At 72.4% G+C, this 26,498-nt stretch carries 26 protein-coding genes; 12 read left to right on the forward strand and 14 right to left on the reverse strand.

Going from position 1 to position 26,498, the window contains the following annotated elements:
- Positions 1-275: 275 nt before the first annotated feature.
- The gene (locus WJM95_RS26300; RefSeq protein WP_339132271.1) at positions 276-1,169 is read right to left on the reverse strand and encodes a 2-hydroxy-3-oxopropionate reductase; all 894 of its coding nucleotides are present in this window, start codon (positions 1,167-1,169) and stop codon (positions 276-278) included.
- Positions 1,170-1,216: 47 nt separating this feature from the next.
- The gene (locus WJM95_RS26305; RefSeq protein ID WP_339132272.1) at positions 1,217-2,056 is read right to left on the reverse strand and encodes a TIM barrel protein; all 840 of its coding nucleotides are present in this window, start codon (positions 2,054-2,056) and stop codon (positions 1,217-1,219) included.
- A gap of 239 nt (positions 2,057-2,295) precedes the next feature.
- Here WJM95_RS26305 and WJM95_RS26310 point away from each other — a divergent pair, with 239 nt between their 5' ends.
- From WJM95_RS26310 to WJM95_RS26340, 7 genes are all read left to right on the forward strand, one after another.
- Positions 2,296-2,556 (forward strand): thiamine-binding protein, encoded by a 261-nt coding sequence (locus WJM95_RS26310; RefSeq protein WP_339132273.1) that lies wholly within the window; start codon positions 2,296-2,298, stop codon positions 2,554-2,556.
- Positions 2,553-2,921 carry a helix-turn-helix domain-containing protein gene (locus WJM95_RS26315; RefSeq protein ID WP_339132274.1) on the forward strand — a complete coding sequence of 123 codons (369 nt, stop codon included), beginning with the start codon at positions 2,553-2,555 and terminating at the stop codon, positions 2,919-2,921. Before WJM95_RS26310 ends, WJM95_RS26315 begins: the two co-directional genes overlap by 4 nt.
- 287 nt (positions 2,922-3,208) lie before the next feature.
- Complete coding sequence (gene uraD, locus WJM95_RS26320; RefSeq protein ID WP_339132275.1) at positions 3,209-3,739, forward strand: 2-oxo-4-hydroxy-4-carboxy-5-ureidoimidazoline decarboxylase; 531 nt, start codon at positions 3,209-3,211, stop codon at positions 3,737-3,739.
- 91 nt (positions 3,740-3,830) lie between these two features.
- Positions 3,831-4,238: a hydroxyisourate hydrolase gene (gene uraH / locus WJM95_RS26325; protein ID WP_339132276.1), complete on the forward strand. Its 408-nt coding sequence runs from the start codon at positions 3,831-3,833 to the stop codon at positions 4,236-4,238.
- 5 nt (positions 4,239-4,243) lie between these two features.
- The gene (pucL, locus tag WJM95_RS26330) at positions 4,244-5,191 is read left to right on the forward strand and encodes a factor-independent urate hydroxylase (RefSeq protein ID WP_339132277.1); all 948 of its coding nucleotides are present in this window, start codon (positions 4,244-4,246) and stop codon (positions 5,189-5,191) included.
- 74 nt (positions 5,192-5,265) lie between these two features.
- Entirely contained in the window at positions 5,266-6,642 is a 1,377-nt protein-coding gene (locus tag WJM95_RS26335) for an 8-oxoguanine deaminase (protein ID WP_339132278.1), read from the forward strand.
- Positions 6,643-6,949: 307 nt separating this feature from the next.
- Positions 6,950-8,299, forward strand: coding sequence for a nucleobase:cation symporter-2 family protein (locus WJM95_RS26340; RefSeq protein WP_339135852.1), 1,350 nt, complete (start codon positions 6,950-6,952; stop codon positions 8,297-8,299).
- A 146-nt stretch (positions 8,300-8,445) separates the two neighbouring features.
- On the opposite strand, the gene WJM95_RS26345 is transcribed toward WJM95_RS26340, so the two are convergent.
- Both WJM95_RS26345 and WJM95_RS26350 read right to left on the reverse strand, forming a co-directional pair.
- Complete coding sequence (locus tag WJM95_RS26345) at positions 8,446-9,261, reverse strand: chitosanase (RefSeq protein ID WP_339132279.1); 816 nt, start codon at positions 9,259-9,261, stop codon at positions 8,446-8,448.
- Positions 9,262-9,364: 103 nt separating this feature from the next.
- Complete coding sequence (locus tag WJM95_RS26350) at positions 9,365-10,807, reverse strand: MFS transporter (protein WP_339135854.1); 1,443 nt, start codon at positions 10,805-10,807, stop codon at positions 9,365-9,367.
- Between the two features lie 212 nt (positions 10,808-11,019).
- Here WJM95_RS26350 and WJM95_RS26355 point away from each other — a divergent pair, with 212 nt between their 5' ends.
- On the forward strand, positions 11,020-11,421 hold the full coding sequence (locus tag WJM95_RS26355; protein WP_339132280.1) for a helix-turn-helix domain-containing protein: 402 nt from the start codon (positions 11,020-11,022) through the stop codon (positions 11,419-11,421).
- Between the two features lie 40 nt (positions 11,422-11,461).
- Here WJM95_RS26355 and WJM95_RS26360 read toward each other — a convergent pair whose 3' ends face one another.
- The 4 genes from WJM95_RS26360 to WJM95_RS26375 all read right to left on the reverse strand — a co-directional run bounded on the left by WJM95_RS26360 (position 11,462) and on the right by WJM95_RS26375 (position 14,616).
- Positions 11,462-11,884 carry an acyl-CoA thioesterase gene (locus WJM95_RS26360; protein WP_339132281.1) on the reverse strand — a complete coding sequence of 141 codons (423 nt, stop codon included), beginning with the start codon at positions 11,882-11,884 and terminating at the stop codon, positions 11,462-11,464.
- 71 nt (positions 11,885-11,955) lie between these two features.
- Complete coding sequence (locus WJM95_RS26365) at positions 11,956-12,591, reverse strand: hypothetical protein (protein ID WP_339132282.1); 636 nt, start codon at positions 12,589-12,591, stop codon at positions 11,956-11,958.
- A 54-nt stretch (positions 12,592-12,645) separates the two neighbouring features.
- Positions 12,646-13,296 (reverse strand): histidine phosphatase family protein, encoded by a 651-nt coding sequence (locus tag WJM95_RS26370; protein ID WP_339132283.1) that lies wholly within the window; start codon positions 13,294-13,296, stop codon positions 12,646-12,648.
- 102 nt (positions 13,297-13,398) lie between these two features.
- Positions 13,399-14,616: a pyridoxal phosphate-dependent aminotransferase gene (locus WJM95_RS26375; protein WP_339132284.1), complete on the reverse strand. Its 1,218-nt coding sequence runs from the start codon at positions 14,614-14,616 to the stop codon at positions 13,399-13,401.
- 84 nt (positions 14,617-14,700) lie between these two features.
- Here WJM95_RS26375 and WJM95_RS26380 point away from each other — a divergent pair, with 84 nt between their 5' ends.
- A complete protein-coding gene (locus WJM95_RS26380) occupies positions 14,701-15,339 on the forward strand; it encodes a helix-turn-helix domain-containing protein (RefSeq protein WP_339132285.1) in 639 nt (212 codons plus the stop codon).
- 159 nt (positions 15,340-15,498) lie between these two features.
- Here WJM95_RS26380 and WJM95_RS26385 read toward each other — a convergent pair whose 3' ends face one another.
- The 3 genes from WJM95_RS26385 to WJM95_RS26395 are packed head-to-tail and all read right to left on the reverse strand — an operon-like array spanning position 15,499 to position 19,169.
- Complete coding sequence (locus WJM95_RS26385) at positions 15,499-16,341, reverse strand: hypothetical protein (protein WP_339132286.1); 843 nt, start codon at positions 16,339-16,341, stop codon at positions 15,499-15,501.
- The gene (locus tag WJM95_RS26390) at positions 16,341-17,603 is read right to left on the reverse strand and encodes a VWA domain-containing protein (RefSeq protein ID WP_339132287.1); all 1,263 of its coding nucleotides are present in this window, start codon (positions 17,601-17,603) and stop codon (positions 16,341-16,343) included. Before WJM95_RS26390 ends, WJM95_RS26385 begins: the two co-directional genes overlap by 1 nt.
- Positions 17,604-17,657: 54 nt before the next feature.
- Entirely contained in the window at positions 17,658-19,169 is a 1,512-nt protein-coding gene (locus WJM95_RS26395; protein WP_339132288.1) for an IucA/IucC family protein, read from the reverse strand.
- Positions 19,170-19,316: 147 nt separating this feature from the next.
- Between WJM95_RS26395 and WJM95_RS26400 the strand changes: the two genes are divergently transcribed.
- Positions 19,317-20,792 carry an IucA/IucC family protein gene (locus WJM95_RS26400; protein ID WP_339135856.1) on the forward strand — a complete coding sequence of 492 codons (1,476 nt, stop codon included), beginning with the start codon at positions 19,317-19,319 and terminating at the stop codon, positions 20,790-20,792.
- A gap of 59 nt (positions 20,793-20,851) precedes the next feature.
- On the opposite strand, the gene WJM95_RS26405 is transcribed toward WJM95_RS26400, so the two are convergent.
- From WJM95_RS26405 to WJM95_RS26415, 3 genes are all read right to left on the reverse strand, one after another.
- Positions 20,852-21,970 carry an NADH:flavin oxidoreductase gene (locus WJM95_RS26405; RefSeq protein ID WP_339132289.1) on the reverse strand — a complete coding sequence of 373 codons (1,119 nt, stop codon included), beginning with the start codon at positions 21,968-21,970 and terminating at the stop codon, positions 20,852-20,854.
- A 106-nt stretch (positions 21,971-22,076) separates the two neighbouring features.
- Positions 22,077-23,690, reverse strand: coding sequence for an MDR family MFS transporter (locus tag WJM95_RS26410; RefSeq protein WP_339132290.1), 1,614 nt, complete (start codon positions 23,688-23,690; stop codon positions 22,077-22,079).
- Positions 23,691-23,727: 37 nt separating this feature from the next.
- Complete coding sequence (locus WJM95_RS26415; protein WP_339132291.1) at positions 23,728-24,327, reverse strand: NAD(P)H-dependent oxidoreductase; 600 nt, start codon at positions 24,325-24,327, stop codon at positions 23,728-23,730.
- A 118-nt stretch (positions 24,328-24,445) separates the two neighbouring features.
- Here WJM95_RS26415 and WJM95_RS26420 point away from each other — a divergent pair, with 118 nt between their 5' ends.
- Positions 24,446-25,183, forward strand: a complete 738-nt coding sequence (locus tag WJM95_RS26420; RefSeq protein ID WP_339132292.1) for a TetR/AcrR family transcriptional regulator — start codon at positions 24,446-24,448, stop codon at positions 25,181-25,183.
- A 130-nt stretch (positions 25,184-25,313) separates the two neighbouring features.
- Positions 25,314-26,177, forward strand: coding sequence for a hypothetical protein (locus WJM95_RS26425; protein ID WP_339132293.1), 864 nt, complete (start codon positions 25,314-25,316; stop codon positions 26,175-26,177).
- Positions 26,178-26,498: the final 321 nt, after the last annotated feature.

The raw sequence follows: 26,498 nt of genomic DNA on the forward strand, positions 1-26,498 counted from the left end.
GTCGCCCTTCCCTCAGGTCGGGAAGGGGAACCGGAACCTTCACCACCGCACTGGCTCGCACGCCGCCGCGGTCCCCACCCTGCCCGCACCGCGTCCCGGGACGGCCACCCCTCGTCCGGGCCGTCCGTGACGCGGTCCGGGAGCTCATCTCTCCGGACGCGGATCCGGGTCGCGGTGGCGCCTTGGCGCGACAGGACAGTTGTCGGCGCCACCGCGACCCGGAAGTTCGAGGTGCCGGGACCCTGGGCCTGGACGGCCCGGCTCCCGGACGTGGTTCAGACCTGGGCGCCGGAGAGGCGCTCGACCGCGCGCAGCAGCGCGGAGTGGTCCAGGCCGCCGTCGCCCTGTGCGCGCAGGCCGCCGACGAGCTGGGCGACCAGGGCGCCCACCGGCAGGGCCGCGCCGACGGCGCGGGCGGCGTCCGTGACGATGCCCATGTCCTTGTGGTGCAGGTCGATCCTGAAGCCCGGCCGGAAGTCGCGGTTCAGGAAGTTGTCCCTCTTGCGGGCCAGCACGGTGGAGCCCGCGAGGCCGCCGCCGAGGACGTCGAGCGCGGCCTTGAGGTCCACGCCGGAACGCTCCAGGAAGACCACCGCCTCGGCGCACGCCTGGATGTTCACCGCGACGACGAGCTGGTTGGCCGCCTTCACGGTCTGGCCCGAGCCGTGCGGACCGCACAGCACGATGGTCCTGCCGAGCGCCTCGAAGATCGGTTCCGCCTCGTCGAAGGCGGCCTGCTCGCCCCCGACCATGATCGACAGCACCGCCTCGACGGCTCCGGCCTCGCCGCCGGACACCGGGGCGTCCAGCACACGGACACCCTTCTCGGCGCCGGCCCGCGCGAGGTCGACCGAAGTCCCCGGGGTGATCGAGGACATGTCGATCAGCAGAGCGCCGGGCCGCACGTTCTCCAGGATGCCGTCGGGCCCGTACGCGATGGCCTCGACCTGCGGGGACGCGGGCACCATCGTGATCACCACGTCGGCGTCCCGTACGGCCTCGGCGATCGAAGCGGCGGCTGTGCCGCCCGCGGCGGCCAGGCGCTCCAGCTTGTCCCGCTCCAGCGTGAACCCGGTGACGTCGTACCCGGCCTTGATCAGGTTCTCCGACATCGGCGAGCCCATGATGCCGAGGCCGATCCATGCCACCTTGGGGAGGTTGTCGCTCATGAGGGTGCCTCTCACTGAGATCTCTGCTGCGTCTTCGGGGGTGCCGCTCACCGGGCGGCGCGGGCCGCGGCCGGCAACCAGTCGAAGGCCCGCGCGCCGGGCCGGTCGCCCGCCTTGTACTCCAGGCCGACCCAGCCCCCGTACCCCTCCTCGGCCAGCTGGTCGAGGAGCCTCTCCAGGGGGAGCGTCCCGGTGCCCGGCGCGCCCCGACCGGGGCTGTCGGCGATCTGCACATGACCGGTCCGGCCGGTGTGGGCGGCGATCACCGCCGGGAGGTCCTCGCCGTTCATGGCGAGGTGGTAGAGGTCCATGAGGAACCGGGCGTTGCCGAGGCCCGTCGCCGCGTTCACCTTGTCGACGACGGCGACGGCGGCCGGCGCGCTCACCAGCGGATAGTCGGGCGACTCGCGTTCGTTGAGCGCCTCTACGAGGAGGACCGCGCCGATCCCGTCGGCGGCCCGCGCCGCGAGGACGAGGTTCTCCAGCGCGAGCGCGTCCTGCTCGTCCGGGTCCACGCCGTCGACGCGGTTGCCGTACAGGGCGTTGAGCGCCGTGCAGCCCAGGGACCCGGCGAAACCGGTGGCCACCTCGATGTTCGCCCGGAACCTCGCGGACTCCTCCCCGGGAAGGGACAGGGCGCCCCGGTCGGGTCCCGGCAGGCGGCCGGCGTAGAGGTTCAGCCCGGTCAGCCGGACGCCGGAGTCCTCGATCGCCCGCCTCAGGGCGTCGAGCTCGGACCGCTCGGGGGTGGGGGAGTCCGCCCAGGGCCACCACAGCTCGACCGCGGTGAATCCGGCCGCCGCGGCGGCCGCCGGACGCTCCAGGAGCGGGAGTTCCGTGAAGAGGATCGACAGGTTGACGCTGAAGCGCTGGTCCGCGAATCCCATGGGGTCGGCGCTCCCTTCCGTACTGGCGGCCGTGCGTGCCGGCCGGGCCGATTGAGGGCTGTTCCGTCGAGGGGCGATCCGTTGCAATTCCGTATTGCGGAAGTTCGTTTCTGCCCAATGGAAGATTGCAGTCGGGGCGCGAGGGTTGTCAAGGGGGTCGGGCGGAAAGCCGTGGCCGTGGCCCGTTCGGGCCGCGGGGGGCTTGCCTGGGGGTCGGCGGCGCGCAGTAGGTTGAGCCCGTGCGATTGAGAGTGGAGTTCACGACCGAGCCCTTCGACCTCGACGAAGCGCCCCGGCATGCCCTGGTCGCCCGCGAGGTCATCGAGGCGGCCGAGCTGGACGCCGTGGACGTCGGCCCGTTCGGCAACACCGCGGAAGGCGGCGCGGACACCGTTCTCACGGCCGTCGACGCGCTCCTGCGCCAGGTCCTGGAGGCGGGCGCCACCCGGGTCTCGCTCCAGCTGAACGTCCTGGGCGAGGCGGGGGAGGGCGGTAAGTGACCGGGATCGCGGACGATCCGTTCGTCGCGGCGGTCAAGCCGCTGGTCGACGCCATGGGCGGCGAGATGCTGGCGCCCGGACTGGCCGGCGTCGACGACGTCGTGCTGTCCTGGGAGGGCGTGGACGTCGTCGCCGTACGGCTGCCCCAGCTCGCCGACTCGCTCGACCACATCCTCGCCGCCCTGGAGCGCAAGCACGGCAGGCCGCTCGCGGAACTCGACCGCAAGGCCAAGCAGGAGACCGTACGGATGCTGGAGGCCCGCGGGGCCTTCTCCGTGCGGCACGGGGTGGAGACCGTCGCGAGCGCGCTCGGCGTGAGCCGCTTCACCGTCTACAACTACCTGAACCGCGAGAAGGGCGCCTGACCGGCGGCCATGCGTCTCCGGACTCCCGGCCGCCGCTGACCGTTCCCGGACGACGCGGCTCCCGCGGGCGCCGCCGGCCGTCTCGGGGCGGCAGGGCTCCCGCGGCCGTGGCCGACCACCTCCGGGCGACAGGTCGCGGTCGTCGCCGTCCACCGTCGTCCGCGGCGGGCGGGCGGCGCTTTCCGCAACCTCTCGTAACCCGAAGTTTTCAACAAAGTGTTGACGTGGTCTCGCCGAGGGCGTTAGCTGTGCGCAGCCCGTCCAGCACCAGGCCAGGGAGGCTTCCCATGACGTCGGGTACGGCATCAGGCGGCCTCGCCCGCTTCAACGCCCTTGAAGGCGCCGCGGCCCTCGCCGTTCTCCACGAGGTGTGCGCCTCCCGCGTCTGGGCCGAGCGGCTGCTCGCCGCCCGCCCGTACGCGGCCGCCGCCGACCTGTACGCCGAGAGCGACGCCGCCACGGCGGACCTCACCACCGCCGACCTGACGGAGGCGATGGCGGGGCACCCGCCCATCGGACGGCCGAAACCCGGCGATGCGGCCTCCTCGCGCGAACAGCGCGGGATGGCCGGCGCCTCCGCGGAGCTCAGAGCGGAGATGCTCGAACTGAACCTGGCCTACCAGGAGCGGTTCGGCCACGTCTTCCTGATCTGCGCCACCGGCCGGACCGGTGAGCAGATGCGCGACGCGGTCAGGGAGCGGATCGGCAACACCGCCGAGCGGGAGCGCGAGATCGTCCGCGTCGAACTGGGGAAGATCAACCGCATCCGGCTCGGCGGTCTCGTGCGGGACGAGCCGTCCGGCGCACAAGGCGGCTGACGGTCCCGTCCAGGACGTGCCCGGCGCGCAAGGCGGCTGAACGGGCATCCACCCAGGAAGGGCCCGGCGGCCCCGTACAGGAAGAAGAGACATGAGCACCGACACCACGGCCTCCGTGTCCACCCACATCCTGGACACCAGCGTGGGCCGCCCCGCCCGGGGCGTCGCCGTCCGGCTCGCCGTCCGCGCCGGACGCGAGGACGACTGGCGGGCACTCGGCGGCTCCGCGACCGACGCGGACGGCCGGTGCAAGGACCTTCCGGCCCTGCCGGAGGGCGCGACCCACGTACGGCTCGACTTCGAGGTCGAGCGGTACTTCGAACAGGATCAGGCGACACCGACACAGCGAGCCGATGCGCAGCAGGACGCCCCCGCGACTCGGGACAGCGATGCGTTCTTCCCCGAGGTGACCGTCACCTTCGCCGTCAGGCCGGGCGAGCACTACCACGTACCGCTGCTGCTCAACCCGTTCGGCTACTCCGTTTACCGAGGGAGCTAGCAGACATGACCGAACCTTCCCGCAAGGGCCGCCCGGTGCTCCTGGGCCAGAACCAGTACGGCAAGGCCGAGAACCGCGTCGTCAGGATCACCCGCGACGGCGCCACGCACCACATCAAGGACCTGAACGTGTCCGTCGCGCTGAGCGGCGACATGGAGGAGGTCCACCTCTCCGGCTCCAACGCCAACGTCCTGCCGACCGACACCACCAAGAACACGGTGTACGCCTTCGCCAAGGAACACGGCATCGAGTCCGCCGAGCGGTTCGGCATCCATCTCGCCCGGCACTTCGTGACCAGCCAGGAGCCGATCCACCGGGCGCGCATCCGCATCGAGGAGTACGCCTGGGAGCGCATCGAGGCCCCGGACACCGCCTCCCGGCCCGCCGGCGCGGACGAGCCGCGGCACTCCTTCGTCCGCAAGGGCCAGGAGACCCGCGTCACCCAGATCACCTACGACGGTGAGGCGTGGGAGGTGATCTCGGGCCTGAAGGACCTCGTCGTGATGAACTCGACGGACTCCGAGTTCTGGGGCTTCGTCAAGGACAGGTACACGACGCTGCCCGAGGCCCACGACCGCATCCTGGCCACCCAGGTGTCCAGCCGCTGGCGCTTCAACTGGACCGGCGACGAAGGGACCATGCCCGACTGGGACACGTCCTACGACCAGGTCAGGAAGCACATGCTCCAGGCCTTCGCGGACACCTACTCCCTCTCGCTCCAGCAGACCCTGTACGAGATGGGCGCGCGGATCATCGACCACCGCGACGAGATCGACGAGGTCCGCTTCTCGCTCCCGAACAAGCACCACTTCCTGGTCGACCTGGCGCCGTTCGGCCTCGAGAACGACAACGAGGTCTACTTCGCGGCCGACCGCCCCTACGGGCTGATCGAGGCCACCGTCCTGCGCGAGGGCCGCGAGCCGCGCATCCCGGTGGACCTCACCCATCTCTAGAACCGCCGCAACGGACCCGGCCCCCCACTCGGCCGCCGGGTCCGTCCGCCGACCCGGAAGAACGAGGAACCGCAGTGGCAGTCCAGCGCATCGTCATCGAGAACTGCGCCATCGCGACCGTGGACACGGACGACACCGAGTACGCCTCGGGCCACATCGTCGTCGCCGACAACCTGATCGAGTCCGTGGGCGCCGGAGCGGCCCCCGCCGGCCTGGAGAACGTGGTCCGCCGCGTCGACGGCACCGGACATCTGGCCACACCCGGTCTGGTCAACACCCACCACCACTTCTACCAGTGGATCACCCGGGGCCTCGCCACGGACCACAACCTCTTCGACTGGCTCGTCGCCCTCTACCCGACCTGGGCGCGCATCGACGAGCCGATGGTCCACGCGGCCGCCCAGGGCTCCCTCGCCATGATGGCCCGCGGCGGCGTCACCACCGCCATGGACCACCACTACGTCTTCCCGCGGGGCTCCGGGGACCTGTCCGGCGCGATCATCCGGGCCGCCCGCGAGACCGGCGTCCGCTTCACCCTCGCCCGCGGCTCCATGGACCGCGGCGAGAAGGACGGCGGACTGCCGCCGGACTTCGCCGTCGAGACCCTCGAAGACGCCCTGGCCGCCACCGAGGCCACCGTCGACGAGCACCACGACCCCTCCTTCGCCAGCATGACCCAGATCGCCGTCGCCCCCTGCTCGCCCTTCTCCGTGTCCACCGAACTCATGCGGCAGGGAGCCGAGTTGGCCCGCCGTAAGGGGGTGCGGCTGCACACGCACGGTTCGGAGACCGTGGAGGAGGAGCAGTTCTGCAAGGAACTGTTCGGCATGGGCCCGACCGACTACTTCGAGTCGACCGGCTGGCTCGGCGAGGACGTGTGGATGGCGCACTGCGTCCACATGAACGACTCCGACATCGCCGCCTTCGCCCGCACGCGGACGGGGGTCGCCCACTGCCCCTCCTCCAACGCCCGGCTCGCCGCGGGCATCGCCCGGGTCCCCGACATGCTCGCCGCCGGCGTCCCGGTCGGGCTCGGCGTCGACGGCACCGCGTCCAACGAGTCCGGCGAACTCCACACCGAACTGCGCAACGCCCTGCTCATCAACCGGCTCGGCGCCCACCGTGAGGCAGCCCTGAACGCCCGTCAGGCCCTGCGCCTCGGCACCTACGGAGGGGCTCAAGTCCTGGGTCGGGCAAGCCAGATCGGCTCGCTGGAGGCGGGCAAGCTCGCCGACCTCGTGCTGTGGCGCCTGGACACCCTGGCGCACGCCTCGATCGCCGACCCGGTGACGGCGCTGGTCCTCGGCGCCGCCGCCCCGGTCACCCTCTCGCTCGTCGACGGCCGCCCGGTCGTCGAGGACGGCCGCCTGCTGCACGTGGACGAGGACGCCGTCGCCCGCTCCACCCGGGACGAGGCGCGGCGCCTCGCCCGGATCGCCGGACAGGACTGACCCGCCCCAGAACTCCGGCCGAGGGGGACGGCCCTCGGCCGGTGGCCGTGGACCCCGGTCCACGGCGGTCGCCCGGGGCGCGCACGACCGTGCGCGCCCCGGGGCGGCCACCGCCGCGCGGACACCGGGTCCGCGCGACGGCGACCGTCCCGGTCCCGCACGACCGCGCATCACCTCCCTGACACCCACGTCGGACGACGACGTGTACCCGACCGGAGGAGCCGCCGTGGCAGCCAAGCCCGAGCCGAGCACCGATGCACGACCCCCTGGATCGACCGGCCGACCGGTCCATCCGGTCGACGAGAGACTGCCCGTCCTCAAGATGGCGGCCAGCGGCCTTCAGCACGTGGCCGCCATGTACGCGGGAGTCGTCGCCCCGCCCCTCGTCGTCGGCGCCGCGGTCGGCCTGTCCGCCGGTGAACTCACCTTCCTCACCGGCGCCTGTCTGTTCACCGCGGGCCTCGCCACCTTCCTCCAGACCCTCGGCGTCTGGAGGATCGGAGCCAGGCTGCCCTTCGTCAACGGCGTCACCTTCGCCGGCGTCGCCCCCATGACCGCGGTCGCCGCCTCCGTCGAGGACAGGAGCGACGCCCTGCCCGTCATCTTCGGCGCGGTCATGGTCGCCGGTGCCCTAGGATTCCTGGCGGCCCCCTACTTCGGCAAGGCCGTCCGCTTCTTCCCGCCCGTCGTCACCGGCAGCGTGATCACCCTCATCGGCGTGTCCCTGCTCCCCGTCGCCTTCGGCTGGGCCCAGGGCCCGGACCCCACGGCGGACGACTACGGTTCACGGACCAGCCTGGGACTCGCCGCGGCGACCCTCCTCGTCGTCCTCCTGCTGCGCCGCTTCACCCGGGGCTTCGTCAAGCAGATCGCGGTCCTGCTCGGCCTGGTCGCCGGCACGCTCATGGCGATCCCCCTCGGCGTTACTGACTTCGGGCCGGTCGCCTCGGCGGACGTGGTGGGCTTCCCGACGCCGTTCCACTTCGGCGCCCCGCAGTTCCATCTCGCGGCGATCCTCTCGCTCTGCGTGGTGATGGTCGTCTCGATGACCGAGTCGACCGCCGACATGCTGGCGCTCGGCGAGATCGTCGAGCGTCCCGCCGACGAGCGGACCATCGCGGCCGGACTGCGTGCCGACACCCTCGGCTCCGCGCTGAGCCCGGTGTTCAACGGTTTCATGTGCAGCGCCTTCGCCCAGAACATCGGTCTCGTCGCGATGACGAGGATCCGCAGCCGGTACGTCGTCGCCACCGGCGGCGGATTCCTGGTGCTGATGGGACTGTGCCCGACGGCCGCGTCACTGATCGCCGTCGTACCGCGCCCGGTGCTGGGCGGTGCGGGTGTCGTCCTGTTCGGATCGGTCGCCGCCAGCGGGATCCAGACCCTGGTCAGGGCGGGCCTGGAGAAGGACAACAACGTCCTGATCGTGGCCGTCTCGCTCGCGGTCGGCATCATCCCGATCACGGCTCCCGGCTTCTACCACGCGTTCCCGCAGACGGCCCGGATCGTCCTCGACTCCGGCATCTCGACGGGCTGTGTCACCGCCGTCGTCCTCAACCTGGTCTTCAACCACCTGGGCAGGGGCCGCGCGGACGCGGGCGAGGTGACGCACCCCATGGAGGCGGGCGAGGACCTCGCGGCGGCACCGGCCCGCTGACCGGCGGGCCGCGCCCCGTGCGTGTCCGCCACGGCGGACAGGCAGGGGCCGTGGCGGACACGCACGGCCACGGCGGACACGCAGGGGCCGTGGCGGACACGCACGGGGCGCGGCACGAGAACGTGCCGCGCCCCGCGCCGCGCGGGTCAGCCGATGTGATAGCTGTCGCCGTAGACCTTCCAGTCCAGCGGAGTGTTCAGGTTCAGGTTCCGGTTGCGGACGAAGACCCGTTGCTCGGTGTCGACCCGGGTGGTGTCGGAGTGGGCCTCCTCCTGCTTCATGGCCCACACCCGCGCGTCGAGGAAGGCGTTCAGATACGTCACCTCGTCGCCGCCCTGGGCCGGCGGCTTGGCCTTGGCCAGGGCGCGCCTGCGGATGCTGCCGAAGCTGGTGCTGTCGTCACCGTTGCCGTGCATCACGATGGCGTCGTAGTACGTGAACTGGCCGAGCGCCCCGATGCCGTCGGCCTTGCCCTGCGCCACGGCGGGGTTGAAGTAGACACGGTCGCGTTCGTCGTTCTGGGCCTGCTGGAACGCGGTGTCCTGGGCGGCCCGGCGCCAGGCGGCGGGGAAGCCGGGGTCCAGGCCGTCGTGCGAGTCGCTGCCGTTCACGTCACGCAGGGCCGGCAGGTATGGGGACAGGACGTTGCCGGGCTTGCGCCGGTTGTACAGCTCCACGAGGTCGAGCATGTCGCCGGTGCCGGAACAGAAGCCGATGATCCCGGCGGTGTAGCCGCGTCCGTCACCGATGTCCTCGATGTACTTGTACTGCGCCTTCCAGTCCAGCGAGGAGTTCTCCGCGCTGGAGACGAGCTTCATGGCGATCTCCTTCTTCGCCGGGTCGTCCAGGCCGATCGGCGAGGCGGTCGCGGTCTGGCCGGCGATCAGGGGTCCTGCCACCAGTGAGGCGCCGATCAGGGTGAGCAGGGTGCGCCGCGAGGGGCGTATGTGGGGGGTGTGCACGGGACCTCCGATGGGGGAGCGGTGTTGCCGCGTACTGTTAGGAAAGTTTCCTACCAGAGTTCGGAGATGGCGTACACCCGTTGGGGCAAAGGGAGTTGACGCTTTACCTGCTCGCGATCGGCTCGGGGTCGGCCGTCCGCCCGGGGCCGGCTGCCGCCCGGTCGGCGGCTGTCGTCGGGTCGGCGGACGTCGTCGGGCCGGGAGCCGGTGCGGCGCGTCGGGGTCGCAGCAGCGCGGCGGTCAGGACCAGGGCCGTGGCCGTGGCCGCCGTGGCGACCGTGAACGCCAGCCGGTAGCCGTCCGCCGACGCCGCCGCGACGTGCTCGCCCGCGGCGGTCAGCCGCTCGGTGCGGCCCGCGGCCAGGGTCGTCAGCACCGCGAGACCCAGCGAACCGCCCACCACCTGCGTGGTGTTGAACAGTCCCGAGGCCAGACCGGCGTCCTCCGCGCGGGCGCCCGACATGGCCAGACCCGTCACCGCGGGCATCGCGGCCGCGAACCCGGCGGAGAGCAGCAGGAGCGCGGGCAGCACGTCGGTGACGTACGCGCCCGCGGTCGGGGCGCGCCCGAGCAGGGCGAGGCCCGCCGTGACGAGGGCGAGTCCGGCGAGCAGGACGCGGTACGGGCCGAAGCGGGCGACCGTGCGCGCCGACAGGGTCAGCATCAGCAGGCCGATGGTGACCGGCGCGGGCAGGAACGCCGTACCGGTGAGCAACTCGCTGAAGCCGAGCACGCGTTGGAGGTAGAGCGCGCCGATGTACTGGAAGCCGTACATCCCGGCGATCATCAGGATCTGTACGGCGTTCGCGCTCGTCAGGGTCCGCGAGCGGAACAGTCGCAGCCGCAACAGAGGGCGCGCGGCCCGCGCCTGACGGACCGTGAAGCCGGCGAGGAGGGCGAGCGCGAAGGCGCCGAGCGCGAGCGTGCCGCCGGGGCTTCGCGTTCCGGCCCCGACGATCGCGTACACCATGAGCATGAGCGCGCCGGTGACCAGGACCGCGCCGGGATAGTCCGCGCCCGCGCCGAGCCCGGCTCCCTCGTCGGGGGCGAGGATCCGCAGCGCGGCGACCAGGGCCAGTACGCCGATCGGCAGGTTGATCAGGAAGATCCAGTGCCAGCCGAGGGTCTGGGTCAGCGCGCCGCCGAGGAAGGTGCCGAGGGCCCCGCCGGCCGCGCCGACCGCGCTGAACACCGCGATGGCGCGGCCCTGTTCGCGGGGTTCGGGGAAGAGCGCCACGAGCATGCCGAGGACCACGGCCGAGGTCATGGCCCCGCCGACGCCCTGGAGGGCACGGGCCGCGATCAGCGTGCCCTGCCCGCCGGCGACACCGCACAGCACGGACGCCAGGGTGAACACGGCGAGCCCGGCCGTGAACATCTGCTTGCGGCCGAGCAGATCGCCGAGCCGGCCCACGAGCAGCAACAGCCCCCCGAACGGGATCAGATAGGCGTTCACGACCCAGGCGAGACCGGCGGCGGAGAAGCCGAGGTCGCTCTGGACGGCGGGCATGGCGACGGTGACGATGTTCCCGTCCAGGACCGTCATCAGGGTTCCCGCGCACAGCACCGCGAGTGAGGCCCACCGCGAGCGGGTTCGTCGTTCCGGCGATCGGGCCGGTCCGGTCCGGGACAGCATGACGGTGACCTCCGCGTTCTCCGCGGACCGCTGGGGTTCCACGGGTGTTCTCCCTTGGTGCACGACTTGTAACGGGGTACATCGTCAGTGACCATGGGAGACCGGCGAAAGGAGGCACTTCGATGTCCCAGGGGAACACCGGTGTTACGTCGCAGGCAGTGCTCGCGCAGGCGTGCCCGGTCCGCGAGGTTCTTGACAGGGTCGCCGGGAAATGGAGCGTGCTGATCATCGTGGCCGCCGCGCACGGCCCGATCCGCTTCACCGAACTGGAGCGCAGCGTCGAGGGGATCAGCCGCCGCATGCTGACCCTGACCCTGCGCAACCTGGAGCGCGACGGTCTCCTCACGCGCACCGTGTATCCGACCGTGCCGCCGAAGGTCGAGTACGAACTCACTCCGGTGGCGAGTGAGTTGCACAAGACGCTGCTCTCGCTGACCGACTGGGCCGAGCGGCATCGCGTCACGATCGCCGAGTCGCGCGCGGCCTACGACGCCGAGCACCGGCCGGAGTCGGTGGACGCGTAGGCCGTACGCGGACACGCCTCCCCGGAGGCCGGCCCCGTGGTCACAGAGCCAGGGGGCCCGGGTCGGTGGCCAGCGACTTGAAGGCGTCCCGTGCGCCCGGCAGCAGACGGCGCTCGGTGAGGTCCATCAGCCCGCCGACCGCCGTGATCTCGGCGGACACCGTGCCGTCGGTCTTCCTGATCGTCTGCTCGATGCGGAAGGTCTTGCCCTCGCCCCAGAGGAACGCGCACGTCACCTCGACCTCGTCACCGGCCCGCAGTTCGCGCCGGTACCGGATGGTCGTCTCCAGCGCCACCGGGCCCACACCGCGGGCCAGCAGTTCCGTCTGGCCGATCCCGGCCGCCCGGAGCAGCGACCAGCGCGCGTGCTCCGCGTACTGGAGATACACGCTCTGGTTGAGATGGCCCTGCACATCGGTCTCGTATCCGCGCACGGTCACGGGGACGAAGAACGGCTCTGCCACGACTTTCCCTTCGACGACGACTGTTTCCATGGCTCGGGGGCTCGGGGGCTCGGGGGCTCGGGGCGCGCGGCTCACGTCCGCCGGGGTGAGGCCAGGACGTACCGGGTGCCCGTGCGCGGCTGCGTGTGCTCGCCGACCTGCCAGCCGGACTTCTCCAGCGTGGCCGCGCAGGCCCGCAGCGCCGCCTGGTCCGGCTCGTGCACGGCGACGGCCTCAGGCTGCGGTGTCGCCCGTATCCGGTATCCGCCGCCCTCCGCGGCTGCGGGCCGGTGTCCCGCCGCCTCCAGCGCGAGCGCGGCGGCCTGCACCAGATGCGTCCGTTCCCAGGCGCACGGAAGGCCGGCCGACCCGTCCGGACGGGTCATCCGGCGCAGCTCCAGCAGCCCCTGCCAGGCGCTGCGCACCTCCCTGAGCCGCGCGGGTCCGTCCTCGGTCCGCTCCTCGCCGCCGACCCGCGCCGAGAACACCCCGGAATCCGCGGGGGCGGACACCTCGGAGGCCGCGGCGGGCTCGGCGGGTCCCGGGTCCTCGCGCAGCCGGTGCCCGGCCGGGGTCAGGAAGTGGTCGCGCGGGGGACGCGGATGACGGAAGGCGAGCCCCCGCTTCACCAGGGCGGCGAGCTGCGCCTCCGTACCCCGCAGCCGCCCGGTCACGGGGTCGGCCGCCTCGACGATGCGCCGCTGCGCGGCGGTCGGCGGTCGTGTCACGGCCCGCTCCCTCCCCACCCGGTGCCGCCACGGCACTCCGGTCCCCGCCGTGGCTCAGTGTTCCTCCGGCCCCTCTCCCGCCGGGGAGAGGCCTTCATGGGAACAGTACGCGTCGGGTCTGACATTCCAGCCGGCCACCACATGGCGGCGGTGCTCCGTGCTCAGCCGGCTCATCGTCCCGGTGCCGAGCTGGAAGAGGGCGCCGGACTGGGCCGTCAGACCGAGGCGCCGCGCGGTCAGCACCCGCAGGAAGTGGCCGTGCGAGACGACGACCACGCTGCCCTCCGACTCCGCGAGCGCCGCGTCGATCCTGGCCAGCGCCCGCTCGGCGCGCACCCCGACCTGTTCCGGGCTCTCCCCGGGGTGCTCGGGAGGTCCTGCCACGACCCCGTCGGTGAACAGGAACCAGTCGGGCCGCTCCCGGTGGATCTCGACGGTCGTGACCCCCTCGTACCCGCCGTAGTCCCACTCGCAGAGGTCCGCGTCCACGCGGGCATGGCCGATCCCGGCCAGTTCGGCCGTCTCCCGGGCCCGGCGCATCGGGCTGACGAACGCCGCCGCGATGTGGTGCCGGGCGATCAGCGGACGGAGCCGTCGCGCCTGCTCACGGCCGTTGTCGGTCAGCGGGACATCGGTCGACCCCGTGTGCCGCCCGGACATCGACCACTCGGTCTCACCGTGCCGTACGAGGAGCAGGTCACCCATCGCCGCGCCCTTCCGTCCCTGTGCCGGGTGCTGTCCCTCGTACGGTGACACCGGGCGGGCGCGGCCGCAGCACCGGATCCTCCGGTCGGCCCACCCCGGGCCTCAGACCCGTTCCTGCCGGTACCCGCTCAGGAACCGCCCGATCCGGCTGATCGCCGCGTCCAGGTCGTCGGCGTGCGGGAGGGTGAGGATGCGGAAGTGGTCGGGGCGCGGCCAGTTGAAGCCGGTGCCCTGGACGACCTGGATCTTCTCGCGCAGCAGCAGGTCGAGGACGAACCTCTCGTCGTCGTGGATCGGATGCACGGCGGGGTCGATGCGCGGGAACGCGTACAGCGCGCCCTTGGGTTTGACGCAGGAGACGCCCGGGATCTCGTTCAGCTTCTCCCAGGCACGGTCGCGCTGTTCCCGGAGCCTGCCGCCCGGTGCGGTCAGTTCGTGGATCGACTGGCGGCCGCCGAGCGCGGCCTGGATGGCGTACTGCGCCGGGGCGTTGGCGCACAGCCGCATCGAGGCCAGCATCGTCAGCCCCTCCAGGTAGTTGCGCGCGTGCTGCCGCGGGCCGGTGACGACCAGCCAGCCGGAGCGGAATCCGGCCACGCGGTAGGTCTTGGACAGCCCGCAGAAGGTGAGGACCACCAGGTCGGGGGCGAGGGCGGCGGCCGAGTGGTGCACGGCGTCGTCGTAGAGGATCTGGTCGTAGATCTCGTCGGCGAACACCATCAGGCCGTGCCGGCGGGCGAGATCGAGGATGCCCTCGACGATCTCCTTCGGATAGACCGCGCCCGTCGGGTTGTTGGGGTTGATGATGACGACCGCGCGGGTGCGGTCGGTGATCTTCGCCGCCATGTCCTCCAGGTCCGGGTACCAGTCGGACTGTTCGTCGCAGAGGTAGTGCACGGCCTTGCCGCCGGACAGTGTGACGACCGCCGTCCAGAGCGGGAAGTCCGGTGCGGGGATGAGGACTTCGTCCCCGTCCTCGACCAGTGCCTGTACGGCCATGGAGACCAGCTCCGATACGCCGTTGCCGAGGAAGACGTCGTCCACGCCGACGTCCAGGCCCCGGTCCTGGTAGCGCTGGGCCACGGCCCGGCGCGCGGACAGGACCCCGCGCGAGTCGGTGTAGCCGTGCGCCCGGGGCAGCATCCGGATCATGTCCTGGAGGATCTCCTCGGGCGCCTCGAAGCCGAAGAGGGCCGGGTTGCCGGTGTTCAGGCGCAGCACGCTGTGGCCGGCCGCCTCCAGGGCGTCGGCGTGCTCGATCACCGGGCCGCGGATCTCGTAACAGACCTCGCTGAGCTTGCTCGACTGCCGGAACTCCATGCGCTGCGCCCTCCGGTTGTGGTGTTGCTTGGTTTTACCAAGTGTGAGCTTGGAAAGTCCAACAAGATAGCTAGACTGCCTCGCATGCCACCGCGCCGAAGCTACGACCAGTACTGTTCCGCCGCCCGTGCCCTCGACGTCGTCGGGGACCGGTGGACCCTCCTGATCGTCCGTGAACTGCTCGGCGGACCGCGCCGCTACACCGATCTGCACGCCGACCTTCCGGGGGTCAGCACCGACGTCCTCGCCTCCCGGCTCAAGGACATGGAACGCGACGGCCTGACCACGCGCCGGCGTCTGCCGCCTCCGGGAGCGGCCTACGTGTACGAACTCACCGGACGCGGGCGTGAGTTGCTGCCCGTCCTGCACGCGCTCGGCGAGTGGGGCGGGTCGGCGCTGGGCGAGCGGCGGCCCACCGACGCCGTGCGGGCCCACTGGTTCGCGCTGCCGCTGCTGCGCGGTCTCGACACCGCGTGGGAGGGCGAGGGGCTGGTCGAAGTCCGCCTGGACGAGGGCCTGTTCCATGTGTGGCTCGGCACCGGGGAAGGCCCGCTCTACGGCGAGGGACCCGCCCCGCGGGAGCCGGACGCCCGGCTGGCGCCGGACGCGCGGACGTGCGAGGCCCTGAACTGGGGCACGTCGACGCTGCTCGACGCCCTGCGCGAGCGCGCCGTCGACGTGACGGGCGACGGCCCCCTCGCCCAGGCGCTCCGCGAGGCGTGAGGCGACCCGGGCGCCGAGCGTGATGCCACCCGGGCTCGGCGCTTGACGCGACCCGTGCGCGGACCGTGACGCGACCGGACGGGAACCTCGCCCGGCAAGCCGGAGGCCCGCGCCGCCCCCAGAAGGAGAGCGGCGCGGGCCCCGGTCGGCGGTCCGCGGTCAGGCGCCCGGCGGGATCCGGGACGGGCGTCCGCGGCCCCGCGTCAGCGAGTAGCCCCAGATGCCGGCGAGTGCCGCGAGGACCCCGCCGATCGCCGTCCACACCCAGCGGTCGGACCACCAGCCCGAACCGTCGGGCCGGAGCGAGGACAGCACCGCCGTCTTCGAACCGGAACCGTCGCCGGAGGTGTCGTCGGAAGCGGACTTCACGGCGATGCCCGGGACCAGCGGCTTGGCGAGCGAGCCGTCGACCGCGGCCGAACCGCCGATGTCCTTGGAGTCCACCTGGAGTTCGGTGCTCATCGGCAGACCCAGATCGGTCGCCCCGAGCGCGGTGGCGGTCAGCCGGACGTAGTAGGTGCCCGGCAGCGGGTCGTCGGCCCACGGCTCCGACCAGGCGCGCACGGTGCGCAGCGTGCAGGAGAGCTCCACGGAGGACGCGTCCGCCCCCGCGGTCCGGGTCTGCGCCCCGTACTGGCAGGCCTGGCGGCGCCGCAGCCCGTCGTACACGTCGATCTGCCAGGTCTCGGTGCCCGAGCGCTTGGACGCCTCGGGCAGCTTCACCGTCGCCTTCACGGTGGGCCGCTGCCCCGCGTCCGCGGCGAACTGCCAGTACAGGTAGTCACCCGTGGAGGCACCGGCCGTGGCCTGCACCCCCTGCTCGATCTCGGTCGCCGTACGGAACGACGTACCGGCCTCGGTGGGAGCGGAGCCGTCACCCGACGGGCTCGCGGACGGCGAGGCGTCGGCGAGCGCGGGAGAGGCGGCCGCCACGAGCAACGCGGGCGCCGCCGCGACCCCCGCGAGCAGGGCCGCGGTGCTCAGTACACGTCGGATGCGCATCAGTTGGTCCTCCAGACCGAGAACCGCCAGCGAGAGATCCAGCCCCACAGCAGGCCCGCGAGGAAGCCGGTCAGCACCAGGGCGCCGAGCAGCCACCAGCCGCGTCCGAGGCCGAAGGAGGCCACGTCGGACGCCTGGTCGGGACCGGCGACGACGTCGACCGTCAGCTCCAGCGGCAGACCGGGCGTGGTCTTCACGCCGGGCGCGGCCGAGAAGGAGCTGGACACCTGGAGGCACACGACCTCGGCCGGCGCGTTGTCGTCGTCGCTGTCGGCCTTCGGGTAGCGCAGACCCGTCGAGACGACGTCCGTACGGCCGTTCCCGGCCGACTCGCCGCGCACGATCTCCCGGCCGTGCAGGGTGACGGCACGCAGCAGCACCCCGTAGTCGGGGTTGACCTGGCGGTCGGCCGCGATGCTCACCGAGGCGCGCAGCTCCTTGCCGGGCGCGACCTCCACCCGGTACCAGCGGTGCTGCGAGAACTCCTCGCGGTCGGTGTAGATGCCCGACTTGACGGCGGGTGCCCCGGTGCACGAGTCGGCGCCCTGCACGGCCACCGGCTTCACCACCGGGTCGGCGGCGCGGACCACCAACTGGTTGACCCGGTCGCTGAGCTGCTCCTTGTGCTCCACCGAGGTGTACGTGCCGCCCGTGGCCTCGGCGATGCAGCTCAGCTGCCTGCTCACCTTGACGTCGGGGACCAGACCCAGGGTGTCGATGGTCAGGTCGATGCCCTTGGCCGCGATCTCGCGGGCCACCTGGCACGGGTCGAGCGGCTGGCAGGTGTCCTCGCCGTCGCTGATCAGCACGATGCGACGGGTGCCCTCACCGCCCTGGAGGTCGTCCGCCGCCTTGAGCAGCGCGGGGCCTATCGGGGTCCAGCCGGTCGGATTGAGCGTCGCGACCGCGGTCTTGGCCTCGGTGCGGTCCAGCGTCCCCACCGGGTACAGCTGGGCCGTGTCCTTGCAGCCCGTCTTGCGGTCGTTCCCCCGGTAGTTGGCGCCGAGGGTGCGGATGCCGAGCTGTACCTCCTGCGGTGTCGCGTCGAGTACTTCGTTGAACGCCTGCTTCGCCGCGGACATCCGCGACTCGCCGTCGATGTCCCGGGCCCGCATCGAACCGCTGACGTCCAGCAGGAGTTCGACCTTGGGCGCGGTCGCCGTGGTTTCGTCGGCGACCGCCCCGGCCGGGAAGGCGATCCCGGCGGCCAGGGCGGCGAGCAGGGCGCAGACGCCCGCCGCCAGCCGTTGTCTTGTGATCATCGGCGGATCCTATTGATCAAAGGTGCCGCTCGTAAAAACGAGAGGTGTCCCGCGTCATGACGAGCGGGGTCCGCCGAGGGGCCGGGGGAGCAGAGTCCACAGGTCACCGGGGGTCCCGGGCGAAAGCCGCATCAGCGTGAGCGCCTTGGCGGGGATCGGCTCGCCGAGGAGCGCGGGAAGGTCCGCGGTGCGCGGGAGATCCGGCGCGACCCTCGTGAGAGCCTGGCGCAGGGCGTCCGCCGAGCCCGCCGTGGCACCGAGCGCGCCGCCGACGAGGGAGCCGAAGAGCTTGCGGCGCAGGGCGGTCTCGTCGTCGGTCACGTTCCGCCCCGACAACTCCGGTACGGGGATGCCGTGGAGGGCGAGGCGGGCCGGGCTCACCCGGATGTCGGCCAGGTCCCTGTAGACGAGCCGGACGGGCCGGTCCGCGCGGTCGAGGATCACGAGCAGGTTCTGTCCGTGCGCCTCCAGGGCCACCCCGAGCTCCAGCAGCCGCAGCCCCGCCGTGAGCGCGAGACGGGTGAACTCGGCCATCCAGGAGGGGTTCTCGGGCAGCCGGGTCAGCGGCAGGGCGGCCACCGGGAGACACCGCTCGCCCTCGTCCGCGTACCCGTCCGGCGACTCCCGCACCACCGCCGCGAGATCGGGGGAACCCGCGGTGGCCGCGCCGAGCGTGCGGGTGATGTGCAGCGGCGCGTCCAGGCGGGCCGCCATCCCCTCCATGAACGCCGAGACGGTGTCCGCCGCGCGCACCGAGTACACCGAGATGTCCCGGACCGAGGAGGTCAGCCGGGCGCTCAGCGCCGTCTTCACATGCGGCCCGTCCGGCACGGCCAGGGTCCGCAGGGACATCAACGGGCGCCCCGCGAAGCCTTCTTGGACCGGCGTGTCCAGCACATGGGCGACCTGCCAGGGGTGCACCGGGATCAGCACCCGCTCCCCGTCCCGCAGCCACTTCGGCCACTCGCCCGTGACCAGGGCGTCGTCCACCGCCACCAGGTCGAGCCGGACCGACGTCCTGTGCTCGGGCCCGTACGCGAGCTGCTCGGCCACCGAGAACCCCGGCCTGGAGCGGCAGTTGGGGTGGTACGGGTGCCCGTCGACGATCCGCTGCTCCCACGCCCAGCTCGCCGCCGAAGGCCCCGGCACGCCGTCCGCCGTCCGGTCCGCCCGCGACAGCGCCAAGGAGGCGACACTGTCCGCGAGTTCGGCCGAGAACGCATCACCGTGCGGCACGCCGAGCGCGCCGACGAGCGCCTGCGGCCGGTCGTACACCCGCTCGCCGAGCATCACTTCGGCGACACGGCCCGAGGTGTCGTACGGATCGGGGAGCGGTCCGCGCAGCCGGCGGCCGTCGCTCAGGCGGAGCGTCAGGCCCTCGCGGTCCGTGTCCCGGCCGGCGATCCAGGGCAGCGGCTCGTACGCCAGCGCCCGCCACAGCCGGGTCAGCACGGCGGCCCGGGCGCCGGGCAGGGCCCGCGCGTAGGGCCCCGACAACCCGGGGCGCACGACGCTCAGCTCCTCGGCGAACGCGGCCTCGGTGTCGGGCGTGGAGGGACGGGACACGGGCGGGCTCCTTGCGTACGGGGACTGCGTCGTGGTCGTCCGCCGCGGCGGACATACTGATCACCAGTGCACCGTATGAATCGACTGGACCGGGTGGATCGCGTGGACTTCAAGCCGACCGTGTTCCCCCAGCTCACCGGTGGCGACATGGACGAGGCCGCCGACGCGTACGCCGCCGCGCCGTTGCTCAATTGTCTCCTTCGCGAGCTGGCGGAGCCCACGGGGCGGCCGGGCGTCCGCCGGCTGCGCGCGAGCGGCCGGAGTCTGCGCGTGCGGGGGACCCGGCGGCCCTACGCGCCGGAGGCGCACACCGGCGGGGCCTGGCACCGGCTCACCCATCCGGAGCTCGTCGCCCTCGCCGCGGACGAGCTGCGCCTGTTCACCGGCGTGGACAACACCACCCTGCCCGCGGAGATGACCGACAGCAGGGACGTCGTCGCCGCCCTCCTGCGTGCCCGTGCCCGCACGACGCCCCCCGAGGACCCGTATCTGCGCTCCGAACAGTCCCTGATCATGGGGCACCCCTACCACCCGGCGCCCAAGACCCGCGGTGGCGGTCCGGCCGAAGGGTGGCTGCCCTACGCCCCCGAGGCCCGCACCCGCTTCCCACTGGAGCTGCTCGCGGTGCGCGAGGACACCGTCGTCGAGGAGGGCGACACGAGCGCGCTCGACGCCCTGGGCCGCGCCCCCGCCGGTTACCGGCTGCTGCCCGCCCACCCGTGGCAGCTGGCCCTGACCGGCTCAGCCCCCGCGATCCGGGAGGCCTTCGCGGACGGCAGGCTCCTGCGCCTGGGACGGACCCGGCGCCCGCTGTGGCCGACCGCCGCCGTCCGCACGCTCCACGCCCCCGAGGACGACCTGTTCCTCAAGTTCAGCCTCGACGTCCGCATCACCAACGACATCCGCCGGCTGTGGCGGCACGACCTGCTGAAGGCACGGGCCACCGACGCGGCCACCGCCGGCGCCTTCGCCGCGCAGGACGGGCCCGCCGCCTGGCTGAGCGACCGCGGCTGGCGCACCGCCGGCTTCGCCTTCGAGGAACTCGCCGTGCTGGTCCGCGACGGACTGCGCGGTCATCTCGTCCCCGGTGCCGTTCCGCTGCTGGCCGCCGCCCTGGTGGAGGGCTTCGAGGGCAGCCCGCTGGACCGGCTCACCGACCCCGGCGGCTGGTGGGCGGCCTACCTGCGCCAGGTGGTGCCCCCCGTCCTCGAGGCGTTCGCCCGCCACGGAGTCGTCGTCGAGGCCCATCTCCAGAACACGCTCGTGGCCGTGGACGCGGACGGCATCCCCGTCCAGGCCCTGTTCCGGGACGCGGAAGGCGTGAAACTGCTGTCCGGGGTGAGCCGCGCGGCCGGCTGGGAACGGCTCGTCTACTGCCTGGTCGTCAACCACCTCTCCGAGCTGGCAGGACTCCTCGCCGAACGGTTCCCGGGCGTGGACCCCTGGCCCGCCGTACGCCGGGAACTCCGCCGCTGCGGCGCGGAGCTGGGCCTCCCCGAGGCCGCCGCGCTGCTCTCCTCGCCGACCCTGCCGGGCAAGACGAACCTGCTGCTCCGCTGGACGGACGCGGACGGCGCCGACGCCCGCTATGTGCCGCTGCCCAATCCGCTGGCCGGGACGTGACGCCGTACCTCAGGGACCGTCCCGCCGCGCGGCGGGACGGTCCCTGAGCCACGGACGGCTCAGTCGAGGCTGCGGATGAGACCCACGTGGAAGGGAGTGAGGTCCTCGACGCGTCCGGCGAGGACCTTCTCCAGCCACTCCGGGTCCCCGAGCAGGGCCCGGCCGACCGCCACGAGGTCGAACTCGTCGCGCTCCATGCGGTCCAGCAGCGCCCCGATGTCGGTGACCGTGGCCTGCTCGCCCTGGAACACCTGGAGGAACTCGTTGCTCAGGCCCACCGATCCGACGCTGACGGCGGGCTTGCCCGACACCTTCTTGGCCCAGCCCGCCAGGTTGAGGTCGGACCCCTCGAACTCCGGGAGGTGGAAGCGCCGGGTCGAGCAGTGGAAGGCGTCGGCGCCCGCGTCGGCCAGCAGGCCGAGCATCGTCTGAAGCTCCTGCGGGGTCTCCGCGACCCGCGCCCCGTAGTGGTTCAGCTTCCACTGGGAGAGGCGGAAGGAGATCGGGAAGCCGCCGGAGACGCTCTCCCGGCAGGCGGCCACGGTCTCGGCGGCGAAGCGGGTGCGGCCGACGATGTCACCGCCGTAGGCGTCGTCGCGCCGGTTGGTTTCGGCCCACAGGAACTGGTCGATCAGATAGCCGTGGGCGCCGTGGATCTCCACGCCGTCGAAGCCCAGCTCCTCGGCCGACGCAGCCGCCGTGGCGTAGGCGGCGACCACGTTGTCGATGTCCGCCTGGGTCATCTCCCGGCCCGACCGCGTGCCGTCAAGGGCGATGCCCGAGGGGCCGATCCGCGGGGCGTCGGGAACCGGGGGACTGCCGGCGACCCGCTCCATCCCGACGTGCCACAGCTGCGGCATGATCCGGCCGCCCGCCGCGTGGACGGCGTCGGCCACGGCCGACCAGCCGGCGAGTGCCTCGGCGCCGTGGAAGTGCGGGACCCGGGCGCTGCTTCCCGCCGAGTCGTGGCCGACGTAGGTGCCCTCGGTGATGATCAGGCCGACGCCCGCGGCCGCCCGCCGGGCGTAGTACCGGGCCACGTCCTCGCCCGGCACGCCGCCGGGGGAGAACTCGCGGGTCATCGGGGCCATCACGACCCGGTTGGGCAGGGTGAGGTTTCCCAGGGAGAACGGCCGGACCAGGATGTCCCTGACGCGGTCGACGGAATTCGTGGGCATCGGTGTTCGCCTTCGATAGGGGGCCGACCGCACGGCGACGGGGGATTCGACCGTGCGGTCGGCGGCTTGTGTGGGTGGGGGACGCGGGCGGGCCCGGGGGCCGCGCTCAGTCCTCCAGCAGGGTCCGGACGGAGTCCTTGCCGGCACCTGGGTCCTGGTCGGCCCGGACGGAGTCCTTGCCGGAACCGGCTCCGGGGACCGGTGTGACGTCGGCCGCCGGAGCCGGCGCCGCGCGGACGAACCACGCCGTGCCGAACGCGAGCGCGGACAGGACGGCCGCGCCGACCAGGACACCGTGCAGACCGCTGCTGACGGCGTCCCTGACGGCCTCGCGCATGGCGCCCGGCATGTCCTTCAGCAGCGCCGGGGTCAGTCCGCCGCCCGCGGTCAGCCGCTGTTGCGTGCCGGAGCCGAGCCGCTGGGCCAGCACCTCGTTCATGCGGCCGCTCTGCACGGCGCCGAGCACGGCGACCCCGAGGGAGCCGCCGATGGTGCGCACCAGGGTCACCGTGCCCGTGGCCGCGCCCATGTCCCGCGGGTCGGCGCCGCTCATGGTGGTGACCACCGTGCTCTGCAACAGGGCCCCGACGCCCACCCCGATGACCAGGGTGAGCGCGGAGGCCGCGGCGACCGGGGTGCCCGTGCCGAGCACGAGCAGCAGCAGCGCCCCCGCGAAGGTGAAGGCGCCCCCGGCGAGGGGTACGGCACGGCCCAGGCCTCCGCCGTCCATCAGGCGCCCGGTGATCAGCTGGGCCGTCAGCATGCCGAGCATCAGGGGAAGGATGAGCAGACCGCTGGACGTGGACGAGGCGCCCTGGACGAACTGCATGTACTGCGGAAGGTAGTTGACGACGGAGAAGAGGACCGCGCCGACCAGCAGACTGAGGATCTGCGCGAGGGTGAAGTTCCGGCCGGCGAACAGCCGGGGCGGGGTGATCGGGTCGTCCGTGCGCAGTTCCACCCGGACGAACCAGGCCAGGCTCAGCACGACGACCACGGCGAGCCCGGTGATCTGCCACGACGACCAGGCGTACGTGGTGCCCGCCCACCCGGCCAGCAGGGTCAGGGACAGGATGCCGGTGGTCAGCAGGGCCGTACCGAGGTAGTCGATCCGCCCCGCGACGCGGCCGGCGGGCAGCCGTACGCCCTTGGCGATCGCCAGCAGCGCGAAGAGGCCGATGGGCACGTTGACGTAGAACGCCCAGCGCCAGCTCACGCTGTCGGTGATGAATCCACCGAGCAGGGGGCCGCCGACGAAGGCGATCGGCATCATGACACCCACCACGGACTGGATGCGGCCGCGGTCCCGCGCGGGCACCACCACACCGATGACCGAGAGCGCGCCGACCATCAGGCCGCCCGCGCCGAGGCCCTGGAGACCGCGGAACGCGATGAGCTGTCCCATGCTCTGGGACAGGCCGCACAGCACCGTCCCGGCCAGGAAGAGCGCCACGGAGTTCATGCAGGCGCCCTTGCGGCCGTAGAGGTCCCCCAGCTTGCCCCAGATGGGAGTGGAGGCGGCCATCGTGAGCAGGTACGACGTCACCGACCACGAGAAGTGGTCGAGGCCGCCGAGGTCACCGACGATCGTGGGGAGCGCGGTGCTGACGATCTGTCCGTCGAGGGTCGCCAGGAAGATGCTGAGCATCAGCCCGAGCAGGCCCAGCCGGGGCAGACCTGGCCGGTCGGGCGCGGGAGTGTCGGTCGGGTGGTCGGTCATCGCTGCCCCCAGGGCACGAGTGGCGGGACGTCAGACGTCAGACGGCGTACGGGCGGACGCGCCTGGCCTCGCGCAGGGACTGGCCCCACCAGGTGAGCTGGTCGAGCATCGCCTTGGCCGCGCCGTCGCATCCGGGGTCGGTCGGGACGCCGTCGGGACCGAAGACCGCGGCGTAGTTGTGGAAGCTGACGGTGTTGCGGATGGTGACCGCGTGCAGCTCGGCGAGGACGACACGGAGCTGTTCGACCGCGCGCAGACCGCCCGCGAGGCCGCCGTAGGAGACGAATCCGACGGGCTTGGCGTGCCACTGCTCGTTGTGCCAGTCGATGGCGTTCTTCAGGGGTGCGGGGAAGCTGTGGTTGTACTCGGGAGTGACGATCACGAAGGCGTCGGCCCGCTCCAACCGCGGTGACACGGCGCCCAGTTGGGCCACCACCTCGTCGGAGGGAGCCTGCCCGAACGCCGGGAAGACGGTGGGCACGGGGGTCTCGACGAGGTCGATCAGGTCGGCCTCCATGTCCTCGCGCTGGGCGATGTGTCCGGCGATCCAGTCCGCGACGACCGGACCGAACCGTCCGTCCCGGGTGCTGCCGATGATCACCGCGATCCGGAGGCTGTCGTCAGTCGCGTCGGCCATGGGGGACTCCTCGGTGTGTGTACGCCGTATCGTTCACGTACAACGTACACAGTCGAGTGTACGTTGTCTACTTCTGATACGCTGTACACAGCACCGTCCGTCGAAAGGGACCGAAGCGATGGCCGCCCAGGAGAGACCGGCAGCGAACGAGGACAAGGACCACGTCTCCGTGTGGGAGCGCCTCGAACGGCCCACGCCCGCCCCCCGCACCACCCTCACACCCCAGCGGATCGCCAGGGCCGCCGTCGGCATCGCCGACGCGGAGGGGCTCGACGCGGTCACCATGCGCCGTCTGGCCACCGAACTCGGCGTCGCGCCCATGGCCGCGTACCGCTACGTCACCGGCAAGGACGAACTCCTGGAGCTGATGGTCGACTTCGTCTACGCGGAGCTGGAACTGCCCGACGGCAAGGAGGGCTGGCGCGCGTCGATGCGCTCCGTCGCCCTGCGGACCAGGGAGGTCCTGCTGCGGCACTCGTGGGTGACGCGGGCCACCTGGTGCGCGCCGACCCCGAACCAACTGGCCGTGCCCGAAGCCGTCCTGGCGGTGCTCGACGGTCTCGGGCTCGACGCGGACACCGCCATGGCGGTCTACGGCACCCTCACCGCCTATGTGTACGGCGCGGTGGACACCGAGGTCGGGATGACGCAGATGCTGCGCGTGCGCGGCTGGTCCAACCGGGAGGAGGCCCGCGCGGGACTCGCCTCGCAGATGGCCTGGCTCATGAGCACCGGCCGCTTCCCGATGTACGCGCGCTACATCTCCGAGGCCCGGCGCAAGGACGACCAGCAGTGGCAGTTCGAGGCCGGTCTCGATTCCGTCCTCGACGGTATCGCGGCGCGCCTCTCGATCTGAGGACATCGCCAGGACAGCTCGGTGCGGAAAACCGTAGACCCGCTACAGATAAATTACATGTAGCGGGCCGGAGCTTGTCCGTTCAAGAATTCCGGAAATAGATTCGCCCCACTTCAGAGTGGTGGGGGAAATGACTTACGGATTCGCGAAGACCACAGAGACCACCTGTACGACGACCCCGGAACCGGCGGAGTGCGACGGCGCCGAGTGCCGGCGCCGCGAGGCCGGAGGGCGCGCCGCCGAGCCGGCCGTCGTCGGCTCCCGCCTCTGCCCGGGCTGCCGGCTCCGCCTCATCCGCGACCTGCGGCGGCTGCCGCGCCTGTACGACGAGTGCGGACAACTGCTCACCGGCGCCGACCGGCCGCGCGACCGCACCTCCGGCGGCGGCACGGCATCCGGGCTGCCCTTCAACACGGCCGCGGCCGAGGCCCGTTCGGGGATCCTCGGGACCCTGCGCTCCTGGGGCGCGCTGGTGGTCCAGGAGCGGCGCGTGGGCGCCCCGCACGACAGCGCGGCCGGCATCACCGACTTCCTGCTCCGGTACTCCGGCTGGCTCGTCGAGCACCAGGCCGCCGGTGAGCTGTCCGACGAGGTCGCGCGGTGTGTCCGCCGGGCCGGGCGGGTCGTCGACCCGGCGCCGCGGCGCCGCGTCACGGTCGGGGAGTGCGTCGTACCGGACTGCGGGGGCGCCCTGACCGCGGCGATCCGGCGCGGCGGCGCCCACCCGGCGATCGAGGTCGGCTGCGACACCGAGCCGGCGCACACCTGGTCGGGACAGGAGTGGCTGCGGCTGCGGCACGGCCGGCCCGCGGCGAACCGCACCGAGCCTGCCGTGCGCTGGCTGACCGCCCGGGACATCGCGGCGCTGTGGGGCACCGCGCCCGGCAGCGTCTACCGCCACGCCAGCCAGGCCCGGTGGCGCCGCCGCTCCGTCAACGGCCGCACCTACTACCACGAACAGGACGTCCGCGCCTCGCTCGGCGCCCGCGCCTGACACCGGGCGCGCCGACCGCGCCCGTCCACGGCTCCACCAGGGTGAACCACCCCTGGTGGAGCCTTTTTGCATCGCGCCCGAACGCACCCGGAAAAGCACGCTTGACAATTCCCTGACCCAAACGTGTCGTTGCACGGAAAAACCGGTGTTGACATCCGCGGGGATTCCGAAGAAGCTCTTCATTAGCTTCCGCATCACTGTGTCGATTACCCGGCAGGCAGTCGCCGGACACAGTCACCGCGAAAAAGCATCGAGCGGCGCACCGAGGTCCATTCCGGTGCGCCGCTTCGTCGTATCGGCCATTCCGACGCCCCCGGAGGA

Source organism: Streptomyces sp. f51, from assembly GCF_037940415.1.
Classification (GTDB): domain Bacteria; phylum Actinomycetota; class Actinomycetes; order Streptomycetales; family Streptomycetaceae; genus Streptomyces.

Bases quoted from the DNA above. Each gene is read 5' to 3' on its own strand.
- uraD (WP_339132275.1), top strand. From the start codon at position 3,209: ATGACGTCGGGTACGGCATCAGGCGGCCTCGCCCGCTTCAACGCCCTT.
- WJM95_RS26400 (WP_339135856.1), top strand. From the start codon at position 19,317: ATGGACGAGGCCGCCGACGCGTACGCCGCCGCGCCGTTGCTCAATTGT.
- WJM95_RS26405 (WP_339132289.1), bottom strand. From the start codon at position 21,970: ATGCCCACGAATTCCGTCGACCGCGTCAGGGACATCCTGGTCCGGCCG.
- WJM95_RS26410 (WP_339132290.1), bottom strand. From the start codon at position 23,690: ATGACCGACCACCCGACCGACACTCCCGCGCCCGACCGGCCAGGTCTG.
- WJM95_RS26350 (WP_339135854.1), bottom strand. From the start codon at position 10,807: ATGACGGTCCTGGACGGGAACATCGTCACCGTCGCCATGCCCGCCGTC.
- uraH (WP_339132276.1), top strand. From the start codon at position 3,831: ATGAGCACCGACACCACGGCCTCCGTGTCCACCCACATCCTGGACACC.
- WJM95_RS26355 (WP_339132280.1), top strand. From the start codon at position 11,020: ATGTCCCAGGGGAACACCGGTGTTACGTCGCAGGCAGTGCTCGCGCAG.
- WJM95_RS26300 (WP_339132271.1), bottom strand. From the start codon at position 1,169: ATGAGCGACAACCTCCCCAAGGTGGCATGGATCGGCCTCGGCATCATG.
- WJM95_RS26390 (WP_339132287.1), bottom strand. From the start codon at position 17,603: ATGATCACAAGACAACGGCTGGCGGCGGGCGTCTGCGCCCTGCTCGCC.
- WJM95_RS26415 (WP_339132291.1), bottom strand. From the start codon at position 24,327: ATGGCCGACGCGACTGACGACAGCCTCCGGATCGCGGTGATCATCGGC.
- WJM95_RS26380 (WP_339132285.1), top strand. From the start codon at position 14,701: ATGCCACCGCGCCGAAGCTACGACCAGTACTGTTCCGCCGCCCGTGCC.
- WJM95_RS26425 (WP_339132293.1), top strand. From the start codon at position 25,314: ATGACTTACGGATTCGCGAAGACCACAGAGACCACCTGTACGACGACC.
- WJM95_RS26370 (WP_339132283.1), bottom strand. From the start codon at position 13,296: ATGGGTGACCTGCTCCTCGTACGGCACGGTGAGACCGAGTGGTCGATG.
- WJM95_RS26375 (WP_339132284.1), bottom strand. From the start codon at position 14,616: ATGGAGTTCCGGCAGTCGAGCAAGCTCAGCGAGGTCTGTTACGAGATC.
- pucL (WP_339132277.1), top strand. From the start codon at position 4,244: ATGACCGAACCTTCCCGCAAGGGCCGCCCGGTGCTCCTGGGCCAGAAC.
- WJM95_RS26420 (WP_339132292.1), top strand. From the start codon at position 24,446: ATGGCCGCCCAGGAGAGACCGGCAGCGAACGAGGACAAGGACCACGTC.
- WJM95_RS26305 (WP_339132272.1), bottom strand. From the start codon at position 2,056: ATGGGATTCGCGGACCAGCGCTTCAGCGTCAACCTGTCGATCCTCTTC.
- WJM95_RS26385 (WP_339132286.1), bottom strand. From the start codon at position 16,341: ATGCGCATCCGACGTGTACTGAGCACCGCGGCCCTGCTCGCGGGGGTC.